Source organism: Plantactinospora sp. DSM 117369 (assembly GCF_053764795.1).
In genome coordinates, this window is record NZ_CM132446.1 from 7,718,191 (window position 1) to 7,735,376 (window position 17,186).

Genomic DNA, 17,186 nt, shown 5'->3' on the forward strand with positions numbered 1-17,186 from the left:
GCCCTTCCACCCGGCTCAACGGAAGTCGCGGGAGGCGGGGGTGACCGGTGGGGTGATCGCGTCGAGGCGGTCGGCGACCAGGTTGGTCACCCCGTCGTGCTTCTCCAGCATTCCCCGCACGACCAGTGCGGTGCTGGTCCGGGCCACCTTCCGGTAGCGCTGCCACAGCCCCGGCGAGCAGGTGACGTTGAGCATGCCGGTCTCGTCCTCCAGATTGATGAAGGTGACCCCACCGGCGGTAGCCGGGCGCTGCCGGTGCGTGACGATGCCGCCGACCCGGACCCGCTGCCCCGGGTCGAGCCGGGCCAACCTGGCGATCGGCACCGCGCCGACCGCGTCGAGCTGGGGCCGGACGCACTGGGCCGGGTGGCTCTCCGGGGAGAGCCCGGTGGCCCAGACGTCCGCGACCAGCCGGTCCACCGCGTCCATCCCGGGCAGGGTCGGTGCCTCCGCCCCGGCGATGGTGCCGGGCAGCCGGTCCGGCTTGTCCTGCGCGGCGGCGCCGGCCGCCCAGAGCGCGGCCCGCCGGGTCAGCCCGAAGCAGGCGAAGGCGTCCGCGGTGGCCAGCGCCTCCAGGTGCGCGGCGGTCAGCCCGACCCGGCGGGCCAGGTCGGCCATGTCCCGGTACGCCCCGTGCGCGGTCCGCTCCCGCTCGATCTTCTCCGCCAGGTCGTCACCGAGGGTACGCACCCCGGCCAGCCCGAGCCGGACCGCCGGGCCGCCCAGCCCCCACCGGTGCGGCGGCTCGCCGGGCGCGCTCCCCCACCGGGTTTCCGGGGTCGACTCCAGGGTGGCCTTGGCACCGCTGGCGTTGATGTCCGGGCGGCGTACCTCGACGCCGTGCCGGCGGGCGTCGTCGACCAGGGTCTGCGGCGAGTAGAAGCCCATCGGCTGGGCGTTCAGCAGCGCGGCCAGGAACGGCGCCGGGTGGTAGCGCTTGAGCCAGGAGCTGGCGTACACCAGGTAGGCGAAGCTCATCGCGTGGCTCTCCGGGAAGCCGAAGCTGGCGAAGGCGGAGAGCTTGAGATAGACGTCGTCGGCGACCTCGCCGGTGATGCCCCGCTCGGCCATCCCGGCGTAGAGCCGGTCCCGGATCTGCGCCATCCGTTCGGCCGAGCGTTTCGAGCCCATCGCCCGGCGCAGCTCGTCGGCGCCACCGGCGTCGAAACCGGCCAGGTCGATCGCGAGCTGCATCAACTGCTCCTGGAACAGCGGCACCCCGAGGGTCTTCTCCAGCGCGTTGCGCATCAGCGGATGCGGGAAGGTGACCTCCTCCAGCCCGTTCTTGCGCCGGATGTACGGGTGCACCGAGCCGCCCTGGATCGGGCCGGGCCGGATCAGCGCCACCTCGACCACCAGGTCGTAGAAGCAGGTCGGCTTCAGCCGGGGCAGGGTGGCCATCTGCGCCCGGCTCTCCACCTGGAACACCCCGACCGAGTCGGCCCTTTGCAACATCGCGTAGACCTCGGGGTCGTCCAGGGACATCGAACTCAGGTCGAGGGTCGACTCGATCATGTCGTACGCGTAGTGCAGCGCGGAGAGCATGCCGAGGCCGAGCAGGTCGAACTTGACCAGCCCGGCGCTGGCGCAGTCGTCCTTGTCCCACTGCAGCACGGTGCGGCCGGGCATCCGCCCCCACTCCACCGGGCACACCTCGATCACCGGCCGGTCGCAGATCACCATCCCGCCGGAGTGGATGCCGAGGTGGCGCGGGAAGGTCTGCAACTCGTTGGCGTACGCGATCACGTGCTCGGGGATGTCGTCCACGTCGACCGCCGCCACGCTGCCCCACCGGTCGATCTGCTTGCTCCAGGCGTCCTGCTGGCCGGGTGAGAAGCCGAACGCCTTGGCGATGTCCCGCACCGCCGACCGGGGCCGGTACGAGATGACGTTGGCGACCTGCGCGGTGTGCTCCCGGCCGTACTCGGCGTAGACGTGCTGGATCACCTCCTCCCGGCGGTCGGACTCGATGTCGACGTCGATGTCCGGCGGGCCGTCCCGCTCCGGGGCGAGGAAGCGCTCGAAGAGGAGTTGGTGGCGTACCGCGTCCACGTTGGTGATCCAGAGCGCGTAGCAGACCGCCGAGTTGGCCGCCGAACCCCGACCCTGGCAGTAGATGTCGTTGTCCCGGCAGAACTTCACGATGTCGTAGACCACCAGGAAGTAGCCGGCAAAGCCGAGCGCCTCGATCATCCCCAGCTCGTGGTCGAGCTGCCGGTACGCCTCCGGGTGCGCGTCGCGGGGGCCGTACCGCCGCAGCGCGCCGTCCATGGTCAGCTCGCGCAGCCAGCTCATCTCGGTGTGCCCGGGCGGCACCGGGTAGTCCGGCAGCCTCGGCGCCACCAGGTTCAGGTCGAAGGCCAGCTCGGCGCCGAACTCGGCGGCCCGGGCCACCGCGCCGGGATAGGCCGCGAACCGGGCCGCCATCTCGGCTCCGCTGCGCAGGTGGGCGGTACCGGCCGCCGGCAGCCAGCCGTCGATCTCGTCCAGGCTGCGCCGGGCGCGTACCGCCGCCAGTGCGGTGGCCAGCCGGCGGCGGGACGGGGTGGCGTAGTGCACGTTGTTGGTGGCCACGGTGGGCAGCCCGGCGGTGGCGGCCAGCTCGGCGAGCGCGTCGTTGCGGTCGCCGTCGTACGGGTCGCCGTGGTCGGTCAGCTCCACCGCCACCGTCTCCGCCCCGAACAGCGCGGTCAGCCGGTCCAGCTCCCGGGCCGCCGCCTCGACCCCCTCGGTGAGCAGCGCCGCCGGCACCGTCCCCTTCCGGCACCCGGTCAGCACCAGTACGTGGTCCTTCAGCTCCCCGGCGACCTCTTCCAGCTCGCCGTAGACCGGGCGGCCCTTCTCGCCGCCGCGCAGGTGTGCCCGGGCGATGGTGCTGGCCAGCCGGGCGTACCCCTCGGGGCCGTGCGCGAGCACCAGCAGGTGCCGGCCGAGCGGGTCCGGTTCGCCGTTGCCACCCCGAGGAAACGCTCCGCGTTTCCCCGGGGACCCCGGCTGCGGGCCGGGCAGCCCGAGTGACAACTCGGCGCCGAAGATGGTGGGCAGCCGCAGCGCCCGGGCCGCTTCGGCGAACCGCACCACCCCGTAGAACCCGTCGTGGTCGGTCACCGCCAGCGCGGTCAGGCCCAGCCGGGCCGCCTCCTCGGCCAGCTCCTCCGGATGGCTGGCCCCGTCGAGGAAGCTGAAGTTGGTGTGCGCGTGCAGTTCCGCGTACGGCACCGCACCCTCGACCGGGGCGGGCAGCTCGGCCGGGGTGTAGCCGGGGCGCTTGCGGGTCCAGGCCGGGGAGTCTCCGCCGTCGGCGTCGACCGCGAGCGGATCCACCACGCGCAGCCGGGGCTCGCCCGGACCTCCGGGTCGGCCGGAGAGCGCGCGTTCCAGCTCCGACCAGGGCATGTCCGGATTGTGGAAGCTCACCGCGCCACCCGCCCGGTCACGGTCCACCTGCTCATGGTCCGCCTGCGCACCGCCCGCCTAGTCATAGACGGCCTCCACCCACCATCGGCCGCCGGCCAGGGAGAGCAGCAGCGCCGTACCGTCGGTCAGTGCCACCTGGAACCGGGCCCGCCGTCGGGCCTCCGCCGGGGCCCACCAGCGCTCGTCGACCGGCCACGGACCGGCCCAACTGACGATCTCCACCGGCGCTCCGGGCGCCACGGCTCCGGACCCGTCCGCCGACGGCCGCACCGCCGGAACGACCTCCTCCGCCCGGGCCACCGAAACGGTCCCCTCCGGCCGGGCCGACGGAACGAGCACCTCCAGTCGGGCCGGTGCGGCGCTGATCTCCAGCCGGGCGGTCACCCGGACGAGTTCCCCGCCTGCGTCGTAGACCGCCGCCGGCAACGGCTCGGGCAGCACGACCGCCGGTGCGGGAGACGGCAGCCGGCCCGGCCACGGCGGATCCGCCGGCCGGCCCGGCACTCGCTCGTCGCCCCAGGGCACCAGCCGGGTCTGGTCGACCGGGGAACGCCCGCCGCCGAGCACCGCGGTCAGCACCGATTCGGGACCGAGGATGCCCTGCACCCGGCTCAGCGCCCGGTGTGCCCGCTCCCGTTCCGCCCCGGTCTCACCCCACAGCCCCGGTTGCAGGCCGACGTGCGCCAGCACCCCTTCGGGAACCAGGCGCAGCCGGATGATCCCGGCGGTCGGCCGGGGCGGGCCGGCCCGGCCGGAGCCGGGACGCCGGCTGGTCCCGGTCAGCCAGCCGTCGAGCTGCCAGCGCACCCGGTCGGCGATCGCCGCCGCGGTCAGCAGCCCGTCGTGCCGCCAGACCCGGCGCAGTTCCTGGCCGTGCGCGGTGACCGCCTCGATGCCGAGCCGGGTGCAGGCCAGCCCGTGCCCGGCGAGCGTCTCGTGCAGCCGCTCGGCGAGCGCCCGCGCGGCGAACGCCGCCGCGTCGACCCGGTCGAGCGGATCGTCGTACGTCTCGGTCACCGCCAGGTCGGGCGGCGGGCGCCGGACCGCGAGCGGGCGGTGGTCCTGGCCGGCGGCCAGCCGGTGCGCCAGCGTCCCGTCGAACCCGAACCGGGCCAGTACGTCCCCGGCCGGCAGCGCCGCGAAGTCGCCCAGGGTACGCAGCCCGAGCCGGCGCAGCAGGTCGGTCAGCCCCGGCCGGCCCAGCGCCTCGACGGGCAACTCGGCAAGGAACCCGGCGGTGCCGCCGGGCGGGACGACCCGACCGGACCGGGCCGCCAGCCCGGCGGCGAAGACCCCGTCGGCGATCCCGATCTGGCTCTCCACCTCGCAGCTCTGCGCGACGTGCTCGACGATCCGCTCGGCGGCCTGCTCCTCGCCGCCGAAGTACCGGCTCGGGCCGCGCGCGGCGACCGCGCACGCTCCCGGACGGATCACCTCGACCCCGGCCACCACCTCTTCGACGGCGGCGACCACCGGCTCGAAGGCGCGTACGTCCCGGCCGGGGTCGTGGTCCAGTACGGTCAGCCGGGGGCAGCGGCTCTGCGCTTCCCGCTTGCGCAGACCCCGGCGTATCCCCTCGGCGCGGGCGGAGGCGGAGGCGGCGACGACCCGGTTGGCGTACAGCACCGCGACCGGGGCGGCCGCCGACACCCCGTCGACGATTTCCGCCGCGATCACCGGCCAGTCGGGGCACCAGAGCAGCATCGTCCGCACCGGCGCCATCGCCACACCTCCCTCGACCAGCGGATATGCGATCTTAGAACGCGTGTTCGATTCGCGCTGACCCACCCCACGTACCGGGCTCAGCGAGCCGACCCTGCGGCACCACGAGAAGATCAGCCTGTTCGGCCCGGTCTCCCGGGACGAGAGCAGCGGACACCGGCGCTACTCCCGACCGATCTCGCCACGGTCGAGGCCCTCGCCTGTCTGCGCTCGACCGGCGTCGGGGTCGCGGACATGCGGGTAGTCGACACGGCCGAGAGCCTCCGGCGGCACGGCCTCCTGGCAGCAGGCTGAAGCCCGCCTCTCCAGCCGCCCCCGTCGCCACCGAGCGCTGCCCCGGCCCTCACCCACCCCCGGGACCGCCCCGCCGCACGCGCCGGCCGGTCACGGGTTGCACAGGTGGGGTAGCGTGTCGCCGGTTCTATCGGAGGCACCACCTTCTCGGGGAAAGGCTGTCACTTGTCACGTTGGAAGAACGCCGCGGTTCTGACGGTCTCCACGTTCACGGCCCTGGCATTGACCGCCTGCGGCTCGGACGCGGGCACGCCGGGCGAGTCGAAGCAGTCGAGCGTACTGGAGCAGCTCGCCAGTGACCTCAAGGGCTCGCTGCAGAAGGTCGTCGACAAGACCGACTCGACCGATTCCGTGACCATGACCATGGAGGGCACGGCAGCCGGCGAAAAGATCAAGATGCGGGGTGCCCTGGACCTGCGCGACCCGGTCAAGGCGGAGATGACGATGGAGGGCCCCGACGGCGCTCCGACAACGATCCGGATGATCGGTGCCGTCGTCTACGTCGAGGTGCCCGAGGCGGATCGCGCGGACATGGACGGGAAGCGCTGGTTCAAGATGGACCTGGGCGCTGCCGCCGCGCAGGCGGGAATGGACTTCACCAAGCAACTCGACGACGTCGACCCCACCAAGCAGGTGAAGACCCTGCTGGCGACCGAGGGGACCACCGTCGTTGGCGAGGAGACCGTGAACGGGGTGGCCACGGTCCACTACACGGTCACCGCGCCGGTGACGACCTACCTCGGGCAGATCGACGCCGACACCCGCAAGACGGTCGAGCAGGAGCTGGCCAAGAACGGCGTCAAGGAGATCAAGATCGACCTCTGGGTCGACGAGCAGTACCTGCCGCGTCGGGCGCACATGGTGATGGGCACGATGAGCGATATTAAGATCGACTACACCGACTACGGCAAGCCGGTGAACATCGAGACTCCGGCCGCGTCGGAGACCGCCGACTTCGCCGAGATGCTGAAGGGTCTGCAGGGCCTGGAGGGCCTGCCCACCGGCTGAGCCCGCCGGCTGAGCCCAGCGGCTGAGCCCGCCGCACGGGCTTCCGCCGGTCGTGTTCCGCCCGCTCGGTCACCGACGGGGCGGGCGGAACACGACGGGGTTCAGGCGGGGAACGGTCACCGCGTCCGGACGACGGTGAGCGAGCTTCGCCGCGCGGTGGACCCGACCGGGGTCGAAACCCGCGCCGCCGGCCCCGTCCGGCGGTCACCCGGCAGCCACACCCGGATCTCCTTTGGGCGTACCGCCGCGCCACGGCCCTGGGCCGAGATGGTCACCTCCCGGCGCCGCAACCTGCCGCGCCCCTGCTCCAGTCCCTCCCACCGGCCACGCAGCACCTGAAGGGTGAGGTCGGCTCCGGTCCAGCGGCCGTACGGCACGAAGACGCTGCCGCGCTGCCGCGCCCGGGCGGCGAGCCGGTCGGCGACCGAGGCGGAGACCGTGCCGGGTACCGCCGCGACCACGACGTCGACTCCGTCGATCAGGGCGGCGACCACGGTCGCCCACTCCGGGCCGGGATGGGGAACAAGGGCGAGCCGGTCCAGCGCGATGCCGAGTTCGGCGGCGGCCACCGCGCCCAGTGTGGGCATCCCCACCACAGCACACCAGGCCCCGACCTGGGAAGCCTCGACGAGCAACGCCAGCATCAACGAGGTGCCACCACTGGAGCCGGGGCGACCGACCGCCACGGTGCTGCCACGCCGCAACCCGCGCTGAGGTAACAGCCCGGCCAGTTCCGACAGCACCGGCAGAGTCCGGTGCGGGTCGGTCGTCGCTGGGCTGCTGGCCGGTCGAACCAGCCCGGCCAGGGCGGTGGAACCAAGCACCATCCGCCCCGCCATCGTTGACCACACCCCCGTGTTCCCGTTTGGCCGCCGTGTTCCCGTAGGCAGGGTTTCCGTCAGCCGGTTCTTCCGTATCGGTTGACGCCGGTTTCCTGTGTCGTCGCCAGTTCTCGTGTCGTCGCCGGCTTCCCTGCGTCGGTTGTCGCCGCGCTCCTCGCTCGCGAGTTGCGGCGCGAGCAAGGAGTGGTCGGTCGTTGTCTCAGGCGGCCATGCCGTCGAGCGCCGGCTGGTGCGCCACCCCGAGTGCCACCTCGATCACCGCGACGAACTGTTCGGCCGCGCGGAGCAGGTCGTCGGCCTCCCGGGCGCTCACCACCCGGGGGATGCCCGCCTCGGCGGCGGCCCGCTTGGTGGCGCCGGTGGCGAAGTAGTTGGCCCACTCCCCCAGCTCCGGGGCGACGACCACCAGCAGCGCCCAGACACTGGTGACCCGGTTTCGGCGGGTGGGTGCGGGACGGGCCCGGGCGGCGAGCATCGCCGCTGCCGCGCGCAGCGCGGCCAGGTGCGCGGCGGCGTACCGCAGGCCGTCGGGGCGGGTCTCGGCGGCCTCCGCCAGCCCCATCCGGGCAATCGTCAGTAGTTGGGCCGGGGTGCGGTGCGGCAGCACGTGCGACGGCACCGTCGGCGCCTGAGCCTGGCTGGTCGGCATGGGACTGTCTCCTCCGCGTCAACCCATTCACCGCGTCACCGTTGCCGGCCGGAACGACCACGCTGGTCAGCGCCAGCGCGGTGGCCGAGGGCGACGCACCACGTCGAACTAGCCGGCTGCGGAGGAAGACGCACCGGTGTGTAGCCGGCCGGATGTGGACGCTTCCCCACACCACACCCGGCCGGCCGAACCGGCGGGTTCGTCGTCCGCCGCCCGGGGGTCGTGGGCGGCGGACGACGATCCTGCCTGGTGGGTCCGGACTCGCGGATCCGGATCCCGTGCGGTCCGCGAAACCGCACTCGGGGGTTACGCCGCGAACGCCACCCCCGGCATCAGCCCGAGCATCCGGCCGGCGGGCCGACTCGCATCGAACCCCGCCCAATCGAACACTCGTTCTAACTACTGGAGAGAGTACACCCCGGCACCGACAAAAACGCAAGCGAACGCGATCCGTCGGCGCGGCTGTCGGGTACGGGTCAGCACCAGGTCAGCGTGGAGTTGTTCCGGGTGACGTTCCGGATCACGTTGTTGGCGCCACCGCAGGGGCTCTGCCTGATGTTGGTGTTGGTCACCGTCAGGTTCTGCAAGGTGATGTTCGAGGAGAGCGGGAACTCCGTACGCGCCGCGATCCGGACCTCGCCACCACCGGTCACCGTCCCGGACTGCCCGGCGATGGTGACGTTGTAGCAGTTCTCGATCAGGATCGAGTTGTTGCCGGTGTTCGAGATGGTCACCCGGTCGATCACCGCGCCGCCGCTCTCCGAGACGCAGAAGATGCCCCGCCCGCCGCCCCGGGCGATCACGTTGCCGACCCGGATGTTCGTCGGGTAGCTGCTGCCCACCCGGCCGTTGCGGTTGGCCATCCGGAACGCCGCGTACCCGGTGCCGGCACCCGCGTTGTCCGCGTCGACCGTACCGATGGTGGCGTTGATGGTGTCGTTGAGCAGCAGTCCGGACTCGCCGACGCTACGGGCGGTGACGGTACCGACGGTCAGCCCGTCCACCCCGTACGTCTCCACGCCCTGGCTGCGGGTGCCCTGCACGTACACGTTGTCGATCCGGATGTTGCGGACCTTCACCGCCCGGTCGCCGCCGTGGTTGTCGATCCGCACCCCGAGGCCGCCGGAGAGCCGCATGTCGATCTGGCCCAGCGTCAGGTTGTTCACGTTGCGCATGAAGATGCCGTAGAGCGGCGCCCCGGTCAGGTTGAGGTGCTGCACCTCGACGTCGGTGGCGCCGCGGGCGTACACCGGGGCCTGGTCGCCGGAGCCGGAGCCGATCACGTTGATCGTGCCGCAGACGTCCAGGATCGTGTAGCTCGGCAGCGAGATCCGGGAGTTGGCACTCACCGAACCCGATCCCCGGACGACCACCCGCTGCTTCGAGGTACGCCCCGACGACAGGCTGTTCACCGCGGCCTGCACCGCGGAGCGCATGTCACTGCCGGTGTAGACCGTGCTGCCGCCGTTGCGGGCGGTCCAGGTGCTGCCGTTCAGCACCGCCTCGGCGTTGTACGAGCCGCTGCCGCAGTCGGCGAGATCGTAGCGGTCGGGCGCCTCGCCGCTGTGCCGGGAGACGTGGTGGTCGCCGGTGTCCGCCGCCGCGGGCGGCAGCCCGACCGCGGTGCCGGCGCCGGCCAGCGTGGTCGTGAGCGCCAGTACCAGGCCGGTTCGCCAGCCGCGCCGCCGTGACCGGCGGTCGGGTGGTCTCCGGTTGGTGGTGGTGAGCGTCATTGGTCCTCCTGAGCTGGGGGAACGGTGGCCGGGAAAGCCCGGTGTCGGTGACGGTCCGAAAGGGCCCGCCAGGACAACCACCGGAGCCGGTACGCCGAGGTGACGCGCCGGCAGGACAGGGCCGGATCGGAAAGGCCTTTCCCGACGTCGGCAACGTATCGAATCGTTTCAATTAAGTCAACGTCATCGATGGATGAGACCGCCCGGCCGACACGTCGAGGTCGACGTCCTCCCCGACCAGCCCCTTCTGCGGCTCGGCGTCGAGGGTGACCGGCGTGGTAATGACCAAAGGCTATTCGGCTCCTGACCGGTATCCGGCTACCCTCTCCCGGTGACGACTCGCAGACCTGCCCTCGGCGTGGCCATGGTGCTCTCCTCGGGCGTGCTGTTCGCCGTCAACGGCACCGTCTCCAAGCTGGTACTCCAGGCCGGCATCGAGGCCGCGCAGCTCACCCTGATCCGGGCCGCCGGAGCGTTCGCCGGGCTGCTCGCGCTGAGCCTGCTGCTCCGGCCCGGCGCCCGCCGTCTCCGGATCACCCCGGGGCAACTGCCGCTGCTGGTCGTCTACGGCCTGGCCGGGTTCTTCCTGACCCCGATGCTCTACTTCGTCGCCATCTCCCGGATGCCGGTCGGCATCGCGCTGCTGTTCGAGTACACCGCTCCGCTGCTGGTCGCGCTCTGGGCCCGGTTCGGGCAGCACCAGCGGGTACGCCCCCGGCTCTGGGTCGGACTGGCGGCGAGCCTCGCCGGCCTGGCCTGCGTGGCCGAGGTCTGGGGAGAACTCAAGCTGGACGGACTCGGGGTACTCGCCGGCCTCGGTGCCGCCGTACTGCTGGCCGGCTACTACCTGCTCGGCGCCCGGGGCGTACAGCGGCACGACACGCTCTCCCTGACCACCTGGGCGTTCGGCGCCTCGGCCGTGGCCGGGCTGCTCACCCGGGCGGTCACCGACGGCACCGGTGGCTGGGCACCGCTGGCCGGGACCAGCGGCGGCGTGCCGGTCGCGCTGCTCTGCGGGTACGTCGTCCTGCTCGGCTCGATCCTGCCCTTCCTGCTGGTGGCCGGTGCGTTGCGGCACCTGCCGGCGACCAGCGTCGGCATCCTCGGCATGGTCGAGCCGGTGATCGCCGCCACGGTCGCCTGGATCGTGCTCGGCGCCGGCGAGGCACTCAACGCCGCCCAGCTCGGCGGCGGCCTGCTGGTACTGGCCGGCGTCGCCCTCGCCGAGACGGCCCGGATCGCCGAGACGCCGGACGACACCCCGCCCGTTCCCGCCCCCGACGTGGTCGCGGCACCCCGCTGACCCGTACGGGCGCCCCGCCACCCCGTGCGCGCCCCCCTGCCGACCTGCGTGCGGCACCCCCGCTGAACCGCGCGTCCCACACTCCTGCCGGCCTGCGCGGCAACCCCCGTCGACCTGCGTGCGGGACCGGAAGCGGGTCTTGACAGCCATCCGTCCGGGCAGGAAGCTGTCTGTCCTATAGTCCTACTGTCGTAGGACAATCAGAAGGGATCGTTCCGGGTGATCGAGTTCGTGCTGGACGGCCGGTCAAAGGTGAACACCTACGTGCAACTGGTGCAACAGGTGAAACAGGCCCTCCGGGTGGGCCTGCTGAGCCCCGGCGACCAGTTGCCGAAGGTCCGGGACGTCGCGCAGGCACTGGCGATCAACCCGAACACGGTGCTGAAGGCGTACCGCGAGCTGGAGATCGAGGGGCTGGCGGAGGGGCGGCCGGGGGTCGGCACGTTCGTCACCCGCACGCTCGCCGGGGCGTCCCTGCCCAACCAGGCCGAACTACGGGCCGACCTGGTGGCCTGGCTGCACCGGGCCCAGGCCGCCGGGCTGACCACCGAGGACGTGACCGCGCTGGTGGAGACGACGATCCGGGCCACCCTCCCGGTCGATCCGGCGGCGCAGCTACCCGCGTGACGCAACGAGAGGACACCGAAGATGGAGACAGCGCTGGAGACCGACCAGCTCGGCAAGCGATACGGCACCACCTGGGCGCTGCGGGACTGCTCGCTGCGCCTGCCGGCCGGACGGATCGCCGCGCTGGTCGGCCCGAACGGGGCCGGCAAGAGCACCCTGCTACACCTGGCGGTCGGGCTGCTCCGGCCCGACGCCGGAGCGGTACGCGTCTTCGGTGAGACGCCGTACGACAACACGGCGGTGCTGGCCGAGATCGGGTTCGTCGCCCAGGACACCCCGCTCTACCGGGACTTCACCGCCGGTGAACTCGTCACGATGGGCGGCAAACTGAACCGTCGCTGGGACGGTACCCTGGCCCGGACCCGGCTGGCCCAACTCGGCATCCCGCCGGACAAGCCGGTCGGTAAACTCTCCGGTGGCCAGCGCGCCCAGGTCGCGCTCGCACTGGCCCTGGCGAAACAGCCCCGGCTGCTGCTGCTCGACGAGCCGGTCGCCAGCCTCGACCCGCTCGCCCGACGCGAGTTCCTCCAGGCCCTAATGGGCAGCGTCGCGGAGTCCGGCACCACCGTGCTGCTCTCCTCACACCTGCTGGCCGACCTCGAACGGGTCTGCGACTACCTCGTCGTGCTGCACGGCGCCCGGGTCAAGCTCGTCGGCCCGGTCGAGGACCTGGTCGCCGAGCACCGGCAACTGGTCGGTCCCCGGCACGGCGGCGAGCCGATCCCCGGTGTCGCGTCGGTGGTCCGGACCAGCCACACCGACCGGCAGTCCACACTGCTGGTCCGCACCGCCGGACCGATCGGCGACCCGTCCTGGACGGCGCACGAGGTGACCCTGGAGGACGTCATCCTCGGCTACCTGGCCGACGGCGACCGGCCGACCAGCAACGCGGCGTGGGGGGTGCCGGCATGATCTGGCTGACCTGGCGGCAGCACCGCAAGCAGGCCCTGTTCGCACTGGCCGCGCTCGCCGCCCTCGCCGCGCTGATGGTCCCGACCGGCCTGGCCATGCGGAGCAGCTACGCCGACCTCGGGCTGCCGGAGTGCGTCCGTACGCTGGGCAAGGCCGGCCCGGGCGGCAACGAGTCCTGCCACGAGGCGTTCACCCAGTTCAACGGGAAGTACAGCACCCTGCTGCTGGTCGCCATCCTGTTCCTCGTGCTGCCCCTGCTGGTCGGCCTGTTCTGGGGCGCCCCGCTGGTGGCCCGTGAGGTCGAGCAGGGCACCCACCGGCTGGTCTGGACCCAGGGCATCAGCCGCCGGCACTGGGCCATGGTCAAGTTCGGGCTCGTCGGCGCCGTCACGCTGGTCCTGGCGGTCGGCTACGGGCTGGGCGTCGGCTGGTGGCTGGCTCCGCTGAACCAGGCCGGCCGACAGGTCCGGTTCGACCAGTTCTTCTTTGACATGCAGGGCGTGGCACCGATCGGGTACACGCTGTTCGCCGTCGCGCTGGGCATCTTCGTCGGCACCTTTTGGCACCGGATGCTCCCGGCGATGGCCGGCACCCTGGTCGGATTCATCGGCCTGCGCGTCGTGCTGGCCACCCTGGCCAGACCCCGCTACCTGCCCGCCGAGACGCTCACCTTCCCGGTCCTGGGCACCGCCACCGCGCCGAACGAGATGGCCGGCGACTGGATCCTCACCAGCGGCATCCGGAACGCCGACGGCGAGCTGGTGGTGAGCGGCGGCTCGATCGAGTGCCCGCCGAACCCCACCGGGCCGGGCGCCGGCTGCGGCGAAGGGCTCGGTATCGGGCCCGGGGCGTACAACTGGCAGCTCTATCAGCCCGCCGACCGGTTCTGGCTGTTCCAGGGCATCGAGACGGGGATCTTCGTCGCGCTCGCCGTACTCCTGGTCTATCTCGCCGTCCGCCGGATCCGCCGGATCGCCTGACCGGCCCGCTGCTGACCGCCGGAGCGTCCGGCCGGCGGTCAGCGGCGGGGGGCGGGGCGGAGCGCGATCAGCAGCGCGGCGCTGGCCGCCGCGCCGAGCAGCAGCCCGGCGACCACGTCGTGCGGATAGTGCACCCCGGCCGCCACCCGCAGCGCCGCCACCGCCCCGGCTACCGGCAATGCCACGTAGCCGAGCCGGGGAGCCAGCAGGACCAGCCCGGCCGCCAGCCCACCGGCCAGCGTCGAGTGGTTACTCGGAAACGACCAGTCCCCGACCGGCGGGCAGGACACCCAGGTCACCACGTCGGCGAACGCCCGGCACGGCCGCTCCTGGTCGACGACCAGCTTCACCGCCTCGCTGGCCAGGTACGCCAGCACCGTACCGAGGCCGACCAGGAGCGCGCCGAGCGCGTCGGGCGTACGCCTGCGCCGCCAGCCGAGCCAGCCGACCCGGGCCAGCAGCCCGGCGAGGACCAGCAGGCCACCGGCGGCGGCGTACTCCCCCAGGCCGTGCAGCCAGCCGGGCAGCTCACCGGCGTGACCGACCATCCCCCGGTACGCCTCGGCGGACGGCCCGTCGGTCACCACCCGCGGCCGCGGATCGCCCAGTCCGCCCGGAGCCAGCAGGGCCACCACCGCCCCGGCGAGCAGGAGCATCGGCACCACCAGCAGAATCCGCCGCAACACAGTCATAGCGGATCAACGTAGTCGTTCCTTCCCCCCGACGGCCCCGCCCGAAGGTCATTTCGTCCGTACGACCTTCGTCAGGTCGACCGACCGGGCCGCGAGTGACCGACGGGCGTTCGGCCCCGCCGAGGGCGACCCGACACCGGCGACCTGGCCGGCGGGACGTCGCCGACGCCGGGAGGCAGGCACGAAACCGCCGGCCCGGCAGGCAAGATAGAGCTCATGCAGCCACATCCAAACGTGCAGGCGGTGCAGGACGCGCTGGACAACGCGGGCGGACGCGACGGCTCCGGCGCGCCGAGCCGGGTCCGGATCCTGCCCGAGGCGGTGCACACCGCCGCCGCCGCGGCGGCGGCCCTCGGTGTCGAGGTGGGCCAGATCGCCAATTCGCTGATCTTCGACGCGGGCGGTGAGCCGCTGCTGGTGCTCACCTCGGGGGCGCACCGGGTGGACACCGCCCGGGTCGCCGCCGACCTCGGGCTGCCCGCGCTGCGCCGGGCCAGCCCGGAGTTCGTCCGGGAGCACACCGGCCAGCCGATCGGCGGAGTCGCCCCGCTCGGGCACCCGAAGCCGATCCGTACCCTGGTCGACACCGCGCTCGCCGACTACCCGGAGATCTGGGCGGCCGGCGGCGTGCCCCGGGCCGTCTTCCCGACCACCTCCGCCGAACTGCTGCGGATCACCGCCGGCAGCCCCGCCGAGGTGGCGTGAGCAGTCCCGACCATGACACGACCCGGCGCGCCCCGTCCGCGTCCGGACCGCCTGGCAACCCGAGTCCGGTACCGCTGGTCACCCTGCACGTCTGGCGGGTGCCGCCGCGCGCCCTGCCCCGGGCACTGACCCGGATGGCCGTCGACCGGCGCCGGCTGCGGGCGGTTTCCGGCGTACGGTTCGGCAAGCTGCTCGGCACCGGGACGGGCACCGGATTCGGACCCACCGACGCCGACCTGACCCGCTGGGCCGCACTGGTTGTCTGGGCCGACCCGGAGCGGGCCGGCGCATTCGACGAGACCCCGGTGGGACGGGCCTGGCGACGGGTGGCCCTGGCCGGCGCCCGGCTCGACCTGCGGCCACTGGCCAGCCGGGGCCGGTGGTCCGGAGTCGAGCCGTTCGGCGGCGTGCCCCGGTCCGGCGCCGGCCCGTTCGGCGTGCCTCGATCCGGCGCCGAGACGTTCGGCGTGCCTCGATCCGGAGTCGAGCCGTCCGGCGGCGTGCCTCGATCCGGGCCGGATGGCGCACCGGCGGGCACCGCACCGGGCCGGCCGGTGCTGGCGCTCACCCGGGCCCGATTGCGACCGCTGCGCGCCGGCACCTTCTGGCGGGCCGTCCCGCCCGTCGCGGCCGCGCTGCGGGACGCCCCCGGCCTGCTGGCCCGGTTCGGCATCGGCGAGGCGCCGCTCGGCTGGCAGGGCACGGTCAGCGTGTGGCGGAACGCGACGTACCTGCGTCAGTTCGCGTACCGTTCCCCCGAGCACCGCGCGGCCATCGCTCGTACGACCAGCCAACGCTGGTACGCCGAGGAACTGTTCGCGCGGTTCGAGGTAGGGAATCTCGCCGGTGACCCGGCGGTGCTCGGCTGGGTCGGGTCCGGCGGTGCCCCGGAGCTTGACACCGGCCAGGTAGTGAGGAGCGGACGACCATGAGGCTGGTGCCGTGGAAACCGGACGATCTCGCCCGGCGGCTCGACGAGGTGGTGTCGGTCTACGGCGAGGCGATGGGATACCGGGCCGAGCTGCTGGAGGCCCGCCGCGGCTACATCGCGACCCACGTACGCCGGCCCGGGTTCCGCGCCGTCGCCACCCTCAGCACCAACGGTCACCTGGTCGGCTTCGGCTACGGATATCTCTCCGCGCCCGGGCAGTGGTGGCACGACCAGGTCTACAACGCGCTCTCCGACGACGCCCGCAAGACGTGGTTCGAGGACTGCTTCGAGGTGGTCGAGCTGCACGTCCGGCCCGCCGCCCAGGGGCACCAGCTCGGTGCCCGCCAGCTCCGGGCCCTGCTCGGCATGGCCGAGGGCAGCACCACGCTGCTCTCCACCCCGGAGGCTGACGAGCGGATCTCCCGGGCCTGGCGGCTCTACCGGCGGTTCGGCTTCGTGGACGTGTTGCGGGACTTCCGCTTCCCCGGCGACGAGCGGGCCTTCGCGGTGCTGGGCCGGGACCTGCCGCTGCCCCCGCCGGAGCGGTGACCGCCGGAGGGCCTCCTGCCGGCCGACTGAGCTGGCTGCTGCTCGGTGTACTGGTGCTGGCCCAGATCGGCTATCCGCTGACCGGGGGCGTCGACCGGGCCCGGCTGACCGTCGCCACGGTCTGTCTCGGCTGGCTGCTGTCGGTGAGCCACGCCCTGCTCACCCGGGGTCTGCGGGTGGCCGTCGGGCTGGTACTGGTCACCACCGGCGGCGGGCTGGCGGTCGAGGCGCTCGGCGTGGCCACCGGCGTGCCGTTCGGCGGGTACGCCTACTCCGGCGTGCTGGGCCCGAAGCTGGCCGGGGTACCGCTGGTGATCCCGCTGGCCTGGACCTGGATGGCCTGGCCCGCCTGGCTCGCCGCGGTCCGGCTGACCCGGCCCGGTGCGGCCCGGATCGGGCTGGCCGCGGTGGGGCTGGCCGGCTGGGACCTGTTCCTCGACCCGCAGATGGTCGCCGAGGGCTACTGGAGCTGGCGGGACCCGGATCCGGCCCTGCCGGGGGTGCCGGACGTCCCGGTCAGCAACTACCTCGGCTGGCTGCTCTTCGCGGTACTCCTGATGGCGCTGCTCGGGCCGGTCGCCGGCCGGGCCGCCGGGCTCGCCGCCGTCCAGGACGCCCCGATGTACGCCCTCTACCTCTGGACCTACGCCGGCAGCGTCCTCGCGCACGCGGTCTTCCTCGGCCTGCCCGCGTCGGCCTGCTGGGGTGGGCTGGTCATGGCGGTTGTCGCCGGCCCGCTCGCGGTGCGGCTGGCCCGACGGCGACGGCGGTCCCGCAGCGGCGCCACCGCACCGGCATGACCGGCGCCCCGCCCGGTTGGAC

General features: G+C 73.1%; 15 protein-coding genes. 9 read left to right on the forward strand and 6 right to left on the reverse strand.

Going from position 1 to position 17,186, the window contains the following annotated elements:
• Window positions 1-15: 15 nt before the first annotated feature.
• Window positions 16-3,417, reverse strand: coding sequence for an error-prone DNA polymerase (locus tag ACSMXO_RS32775; protein ID WP_455419366.1), 3,402 nt, complete (start codon window positions 3,415-3,417; stop codon window positions 16-18).
• A gap of 57 nt (window positions 3,418-3,474) precedes the next feature.
• Window positions 3,475-5,139, reverse strand: coding sequence for a DNA polymerase Y family protein (locus ACSMXO_RS32780; protein WP_455415062.1), 1,665 nt, complete (start codon window positions 5,137-5,139; stop codon window positions 3,475-3,477).
• 459 nt (window positions 5,140-5,598) lie between these two features.
• Here ACSMXO_RS32780 and ACSMXO_RS32785 point away from each other — a divergent pair, with 459 nt between their 5' ends.
• Complete coding sequence (locus ACSMXO_RS32785; RefSeq protein WP_455415063.1) at window positions 5,599-6,441, forward strand: LppX_LprAFG lipoprotein; 843 nt, start codon at window positions 5,599-5,601, stop codon at window positions 6,439-6,441.
• Between the two features lie 116 nt (window positions 6,442-6,557).
• Here ACSMXO_RS32785 and ACSMXO_RS32790 read toward each other — a convergent pair whose 3' ends face one another.
• The 3 genes from ACSMXO_RS32790 to ACSMXO_RS32800 all read right to left on the reverse strand — a co-directional run bounded on the left by ACSMXO_RS32790 (window position 6,558) and on the right by ACSMXO_RS32800 (window position 9,665).
• Window positions 6,558-7,280, reverse strand: a complete 723-nt coding sequence (locus ACSMXO_RS32790) for a hypothetical protein (protein ID WP_455415064.1) — start codon at window positions 7,278-7,280, stop codon at window positions 6,558-6,560.
• Window positions 7,281-7,482: 202 nt separating this feature from the next.
• Window positions 7,483-7,932 carry an SAV_6107 family HEPN domain-containing protein gene (locus ACSMXO_RS32795; RefSeq protein ID WP_130460711.1) on the reverse strand — a complete coding sequence of 150 codons (450 nt, stop codon included), beginning with the start codon at window positions 7,930-7,932 and terminating at the stop codon, window positions 7,483-7,485.
• Window positions 7,933-8,408: 476 nt separating this feature from the next.
• Window positions 8,409-9,665 (reverse strand): RICIN domain-containing protein, encoded by a 1,257-nt coding sequence (locus tag ACSMXO_RS32800; RefSeq protein ID WP_455415065.1) that lies wholly within the window; start codon window positions 9,663-9,665, stop codon window positions 8,409-8,411.
• Between the two features lie 331 nt (window positions 9,666-9,996).
• On the opposite strand from ACSMXO_RS32800, the gene ACSMXO_RS32805 reads away from it, so the two are divergent.
• The 4 genes from ACSMXO_RS32805 to ACSMXO_RS32820 all read left to right on the forward strand — a co-directional run bounded on the left by ACSMXO_RS32805 (window position 9,997) and on the right by ACSMXO_RS32820 (window position 13,487).
• A complete protein-coding gene (locus ACSMXO_RS32805; RefSeq protein ID WP_346257841.1) occupies window positions 9,997-10,968 on the forward strand; it encodes an EamA family transporter in 972 nt (323 codons plus the stop codon).
• A 219-nt stretch (window positions 10,969-11,187) separates the two neighbouring features.
• Window positions 11,188-11,595, forward strand: a complete 408-nt coding sequence (locus ACSMXO_RS32810) for a GntR family transcriptional regulator (RefSeq protein ID WP_455415066.1) — start codon at window positions 11,188-11,190, stop codon at window positions 11,593-11,595.
• A gap of 21 nt (window positions 11,596-11,616) precedes the next feature.
• On the forward strand, window positions 11,617-12,507 hold the full coding sequence (locus tag ACSMXO_RS32815; RefSeq protein WP_455415067.1) for an ABC transporter ATP-binding protein: 891 nt from the start codon (window positions 11,617-11,619) through the stop codon (window positions 12,505-12,507).
• Window positions 12,504-13,487: an ABC transporter permease gene (locus tag ACSMXO_RS32820; RefSeq protein WP_455415068.1), complete on the forward strand. Its 984-nt coding sequence runs from the start codon at window positions 12,504-12,506 to the stop codon at window positions 13,485-13,487. Before ACSMXO_RS32815 ends, ACSMXO_RS32820 begins: the two co-directional genes overlap by 4 nt.
• Window positions 13,488-13,525: 38 nt before the next feature.
• Here the strand turns inward: ACSMXO_RS32820 and ACSMXO_RS32825 are convergent, their stop codons facing one another.
• Entirely contained in the window at window positions 13,526-14,179 is a 654-nt protein-coding gene (locus ACSMXO_RS32825) for a phosphatase PAP2 family protein (RefSeq protein ID WP_455415069.1), read from the reverse strand.
• Window positions 14,180-14,395: 216 nt separating this feature from the next.
• Here ACSMXO_RS32825 and ACSMXO_RS32830 point away from each other — a divergent pair, with 216 nt between their 5' ends.
• From ACSMXO_RS32830 to ACSMXO_RS32845, 4 genes are all read left to right on the forward strand, one after another.
• On the forward strand, window positions 14,396-14,884 hold the full coding sequence (locus ACSMXO_RS32830) for a YbaK/EbsC family protein (RefSeq protein ID WP_346257844.1): 489 nt from the start codon (window positions 14,396-14,398) through the stop codon (window positions 14,882-14,884).
• Window positions 14,885-14,958: 74 nt separating this feature from the next.
• Entirely contained in the window at window positions 14,959-15,816 is an 858-nt protein-coding gene (locus ACSMXO_RS32835; RefSeq protein ID WP_455419367.1) for a monooxygenase, read from the forward strand.
• Window positions 15,813-16,364, forward strand: coding sequence for a GNAT family N-acetyltransferase (locus ACSMXO_RS32840; RefSeq protein ID WP_346257845.1), 552 nt, complete (start codon window positions 15,813-15,815; stop codon window positions 16,362-16,364). The genes ACSMXO_RS32835 and ACSMXO_RS32840 overlap by 4 nt, the downstream gene beginning before the upstream one ends.
• Window positions 16,361-17,164 (forward strand): carotenoid biosynthesis protein, encoded by an 804-nt coding sequence (locus tag ACSMXO_RS32845; protein WP_455415070.1) that lies wholly within the window; start codon window positions 16,361-16,363, stop codon window positions 17,162-17,164. The genes ACSMXO_RS32840 and ACSMXO_RS32845 overlap by 4 nt, the downstream gene beginning before the upstream one ends.
• Window positions 17,165-17,186 lie beyond the last annotated feature (22 nt).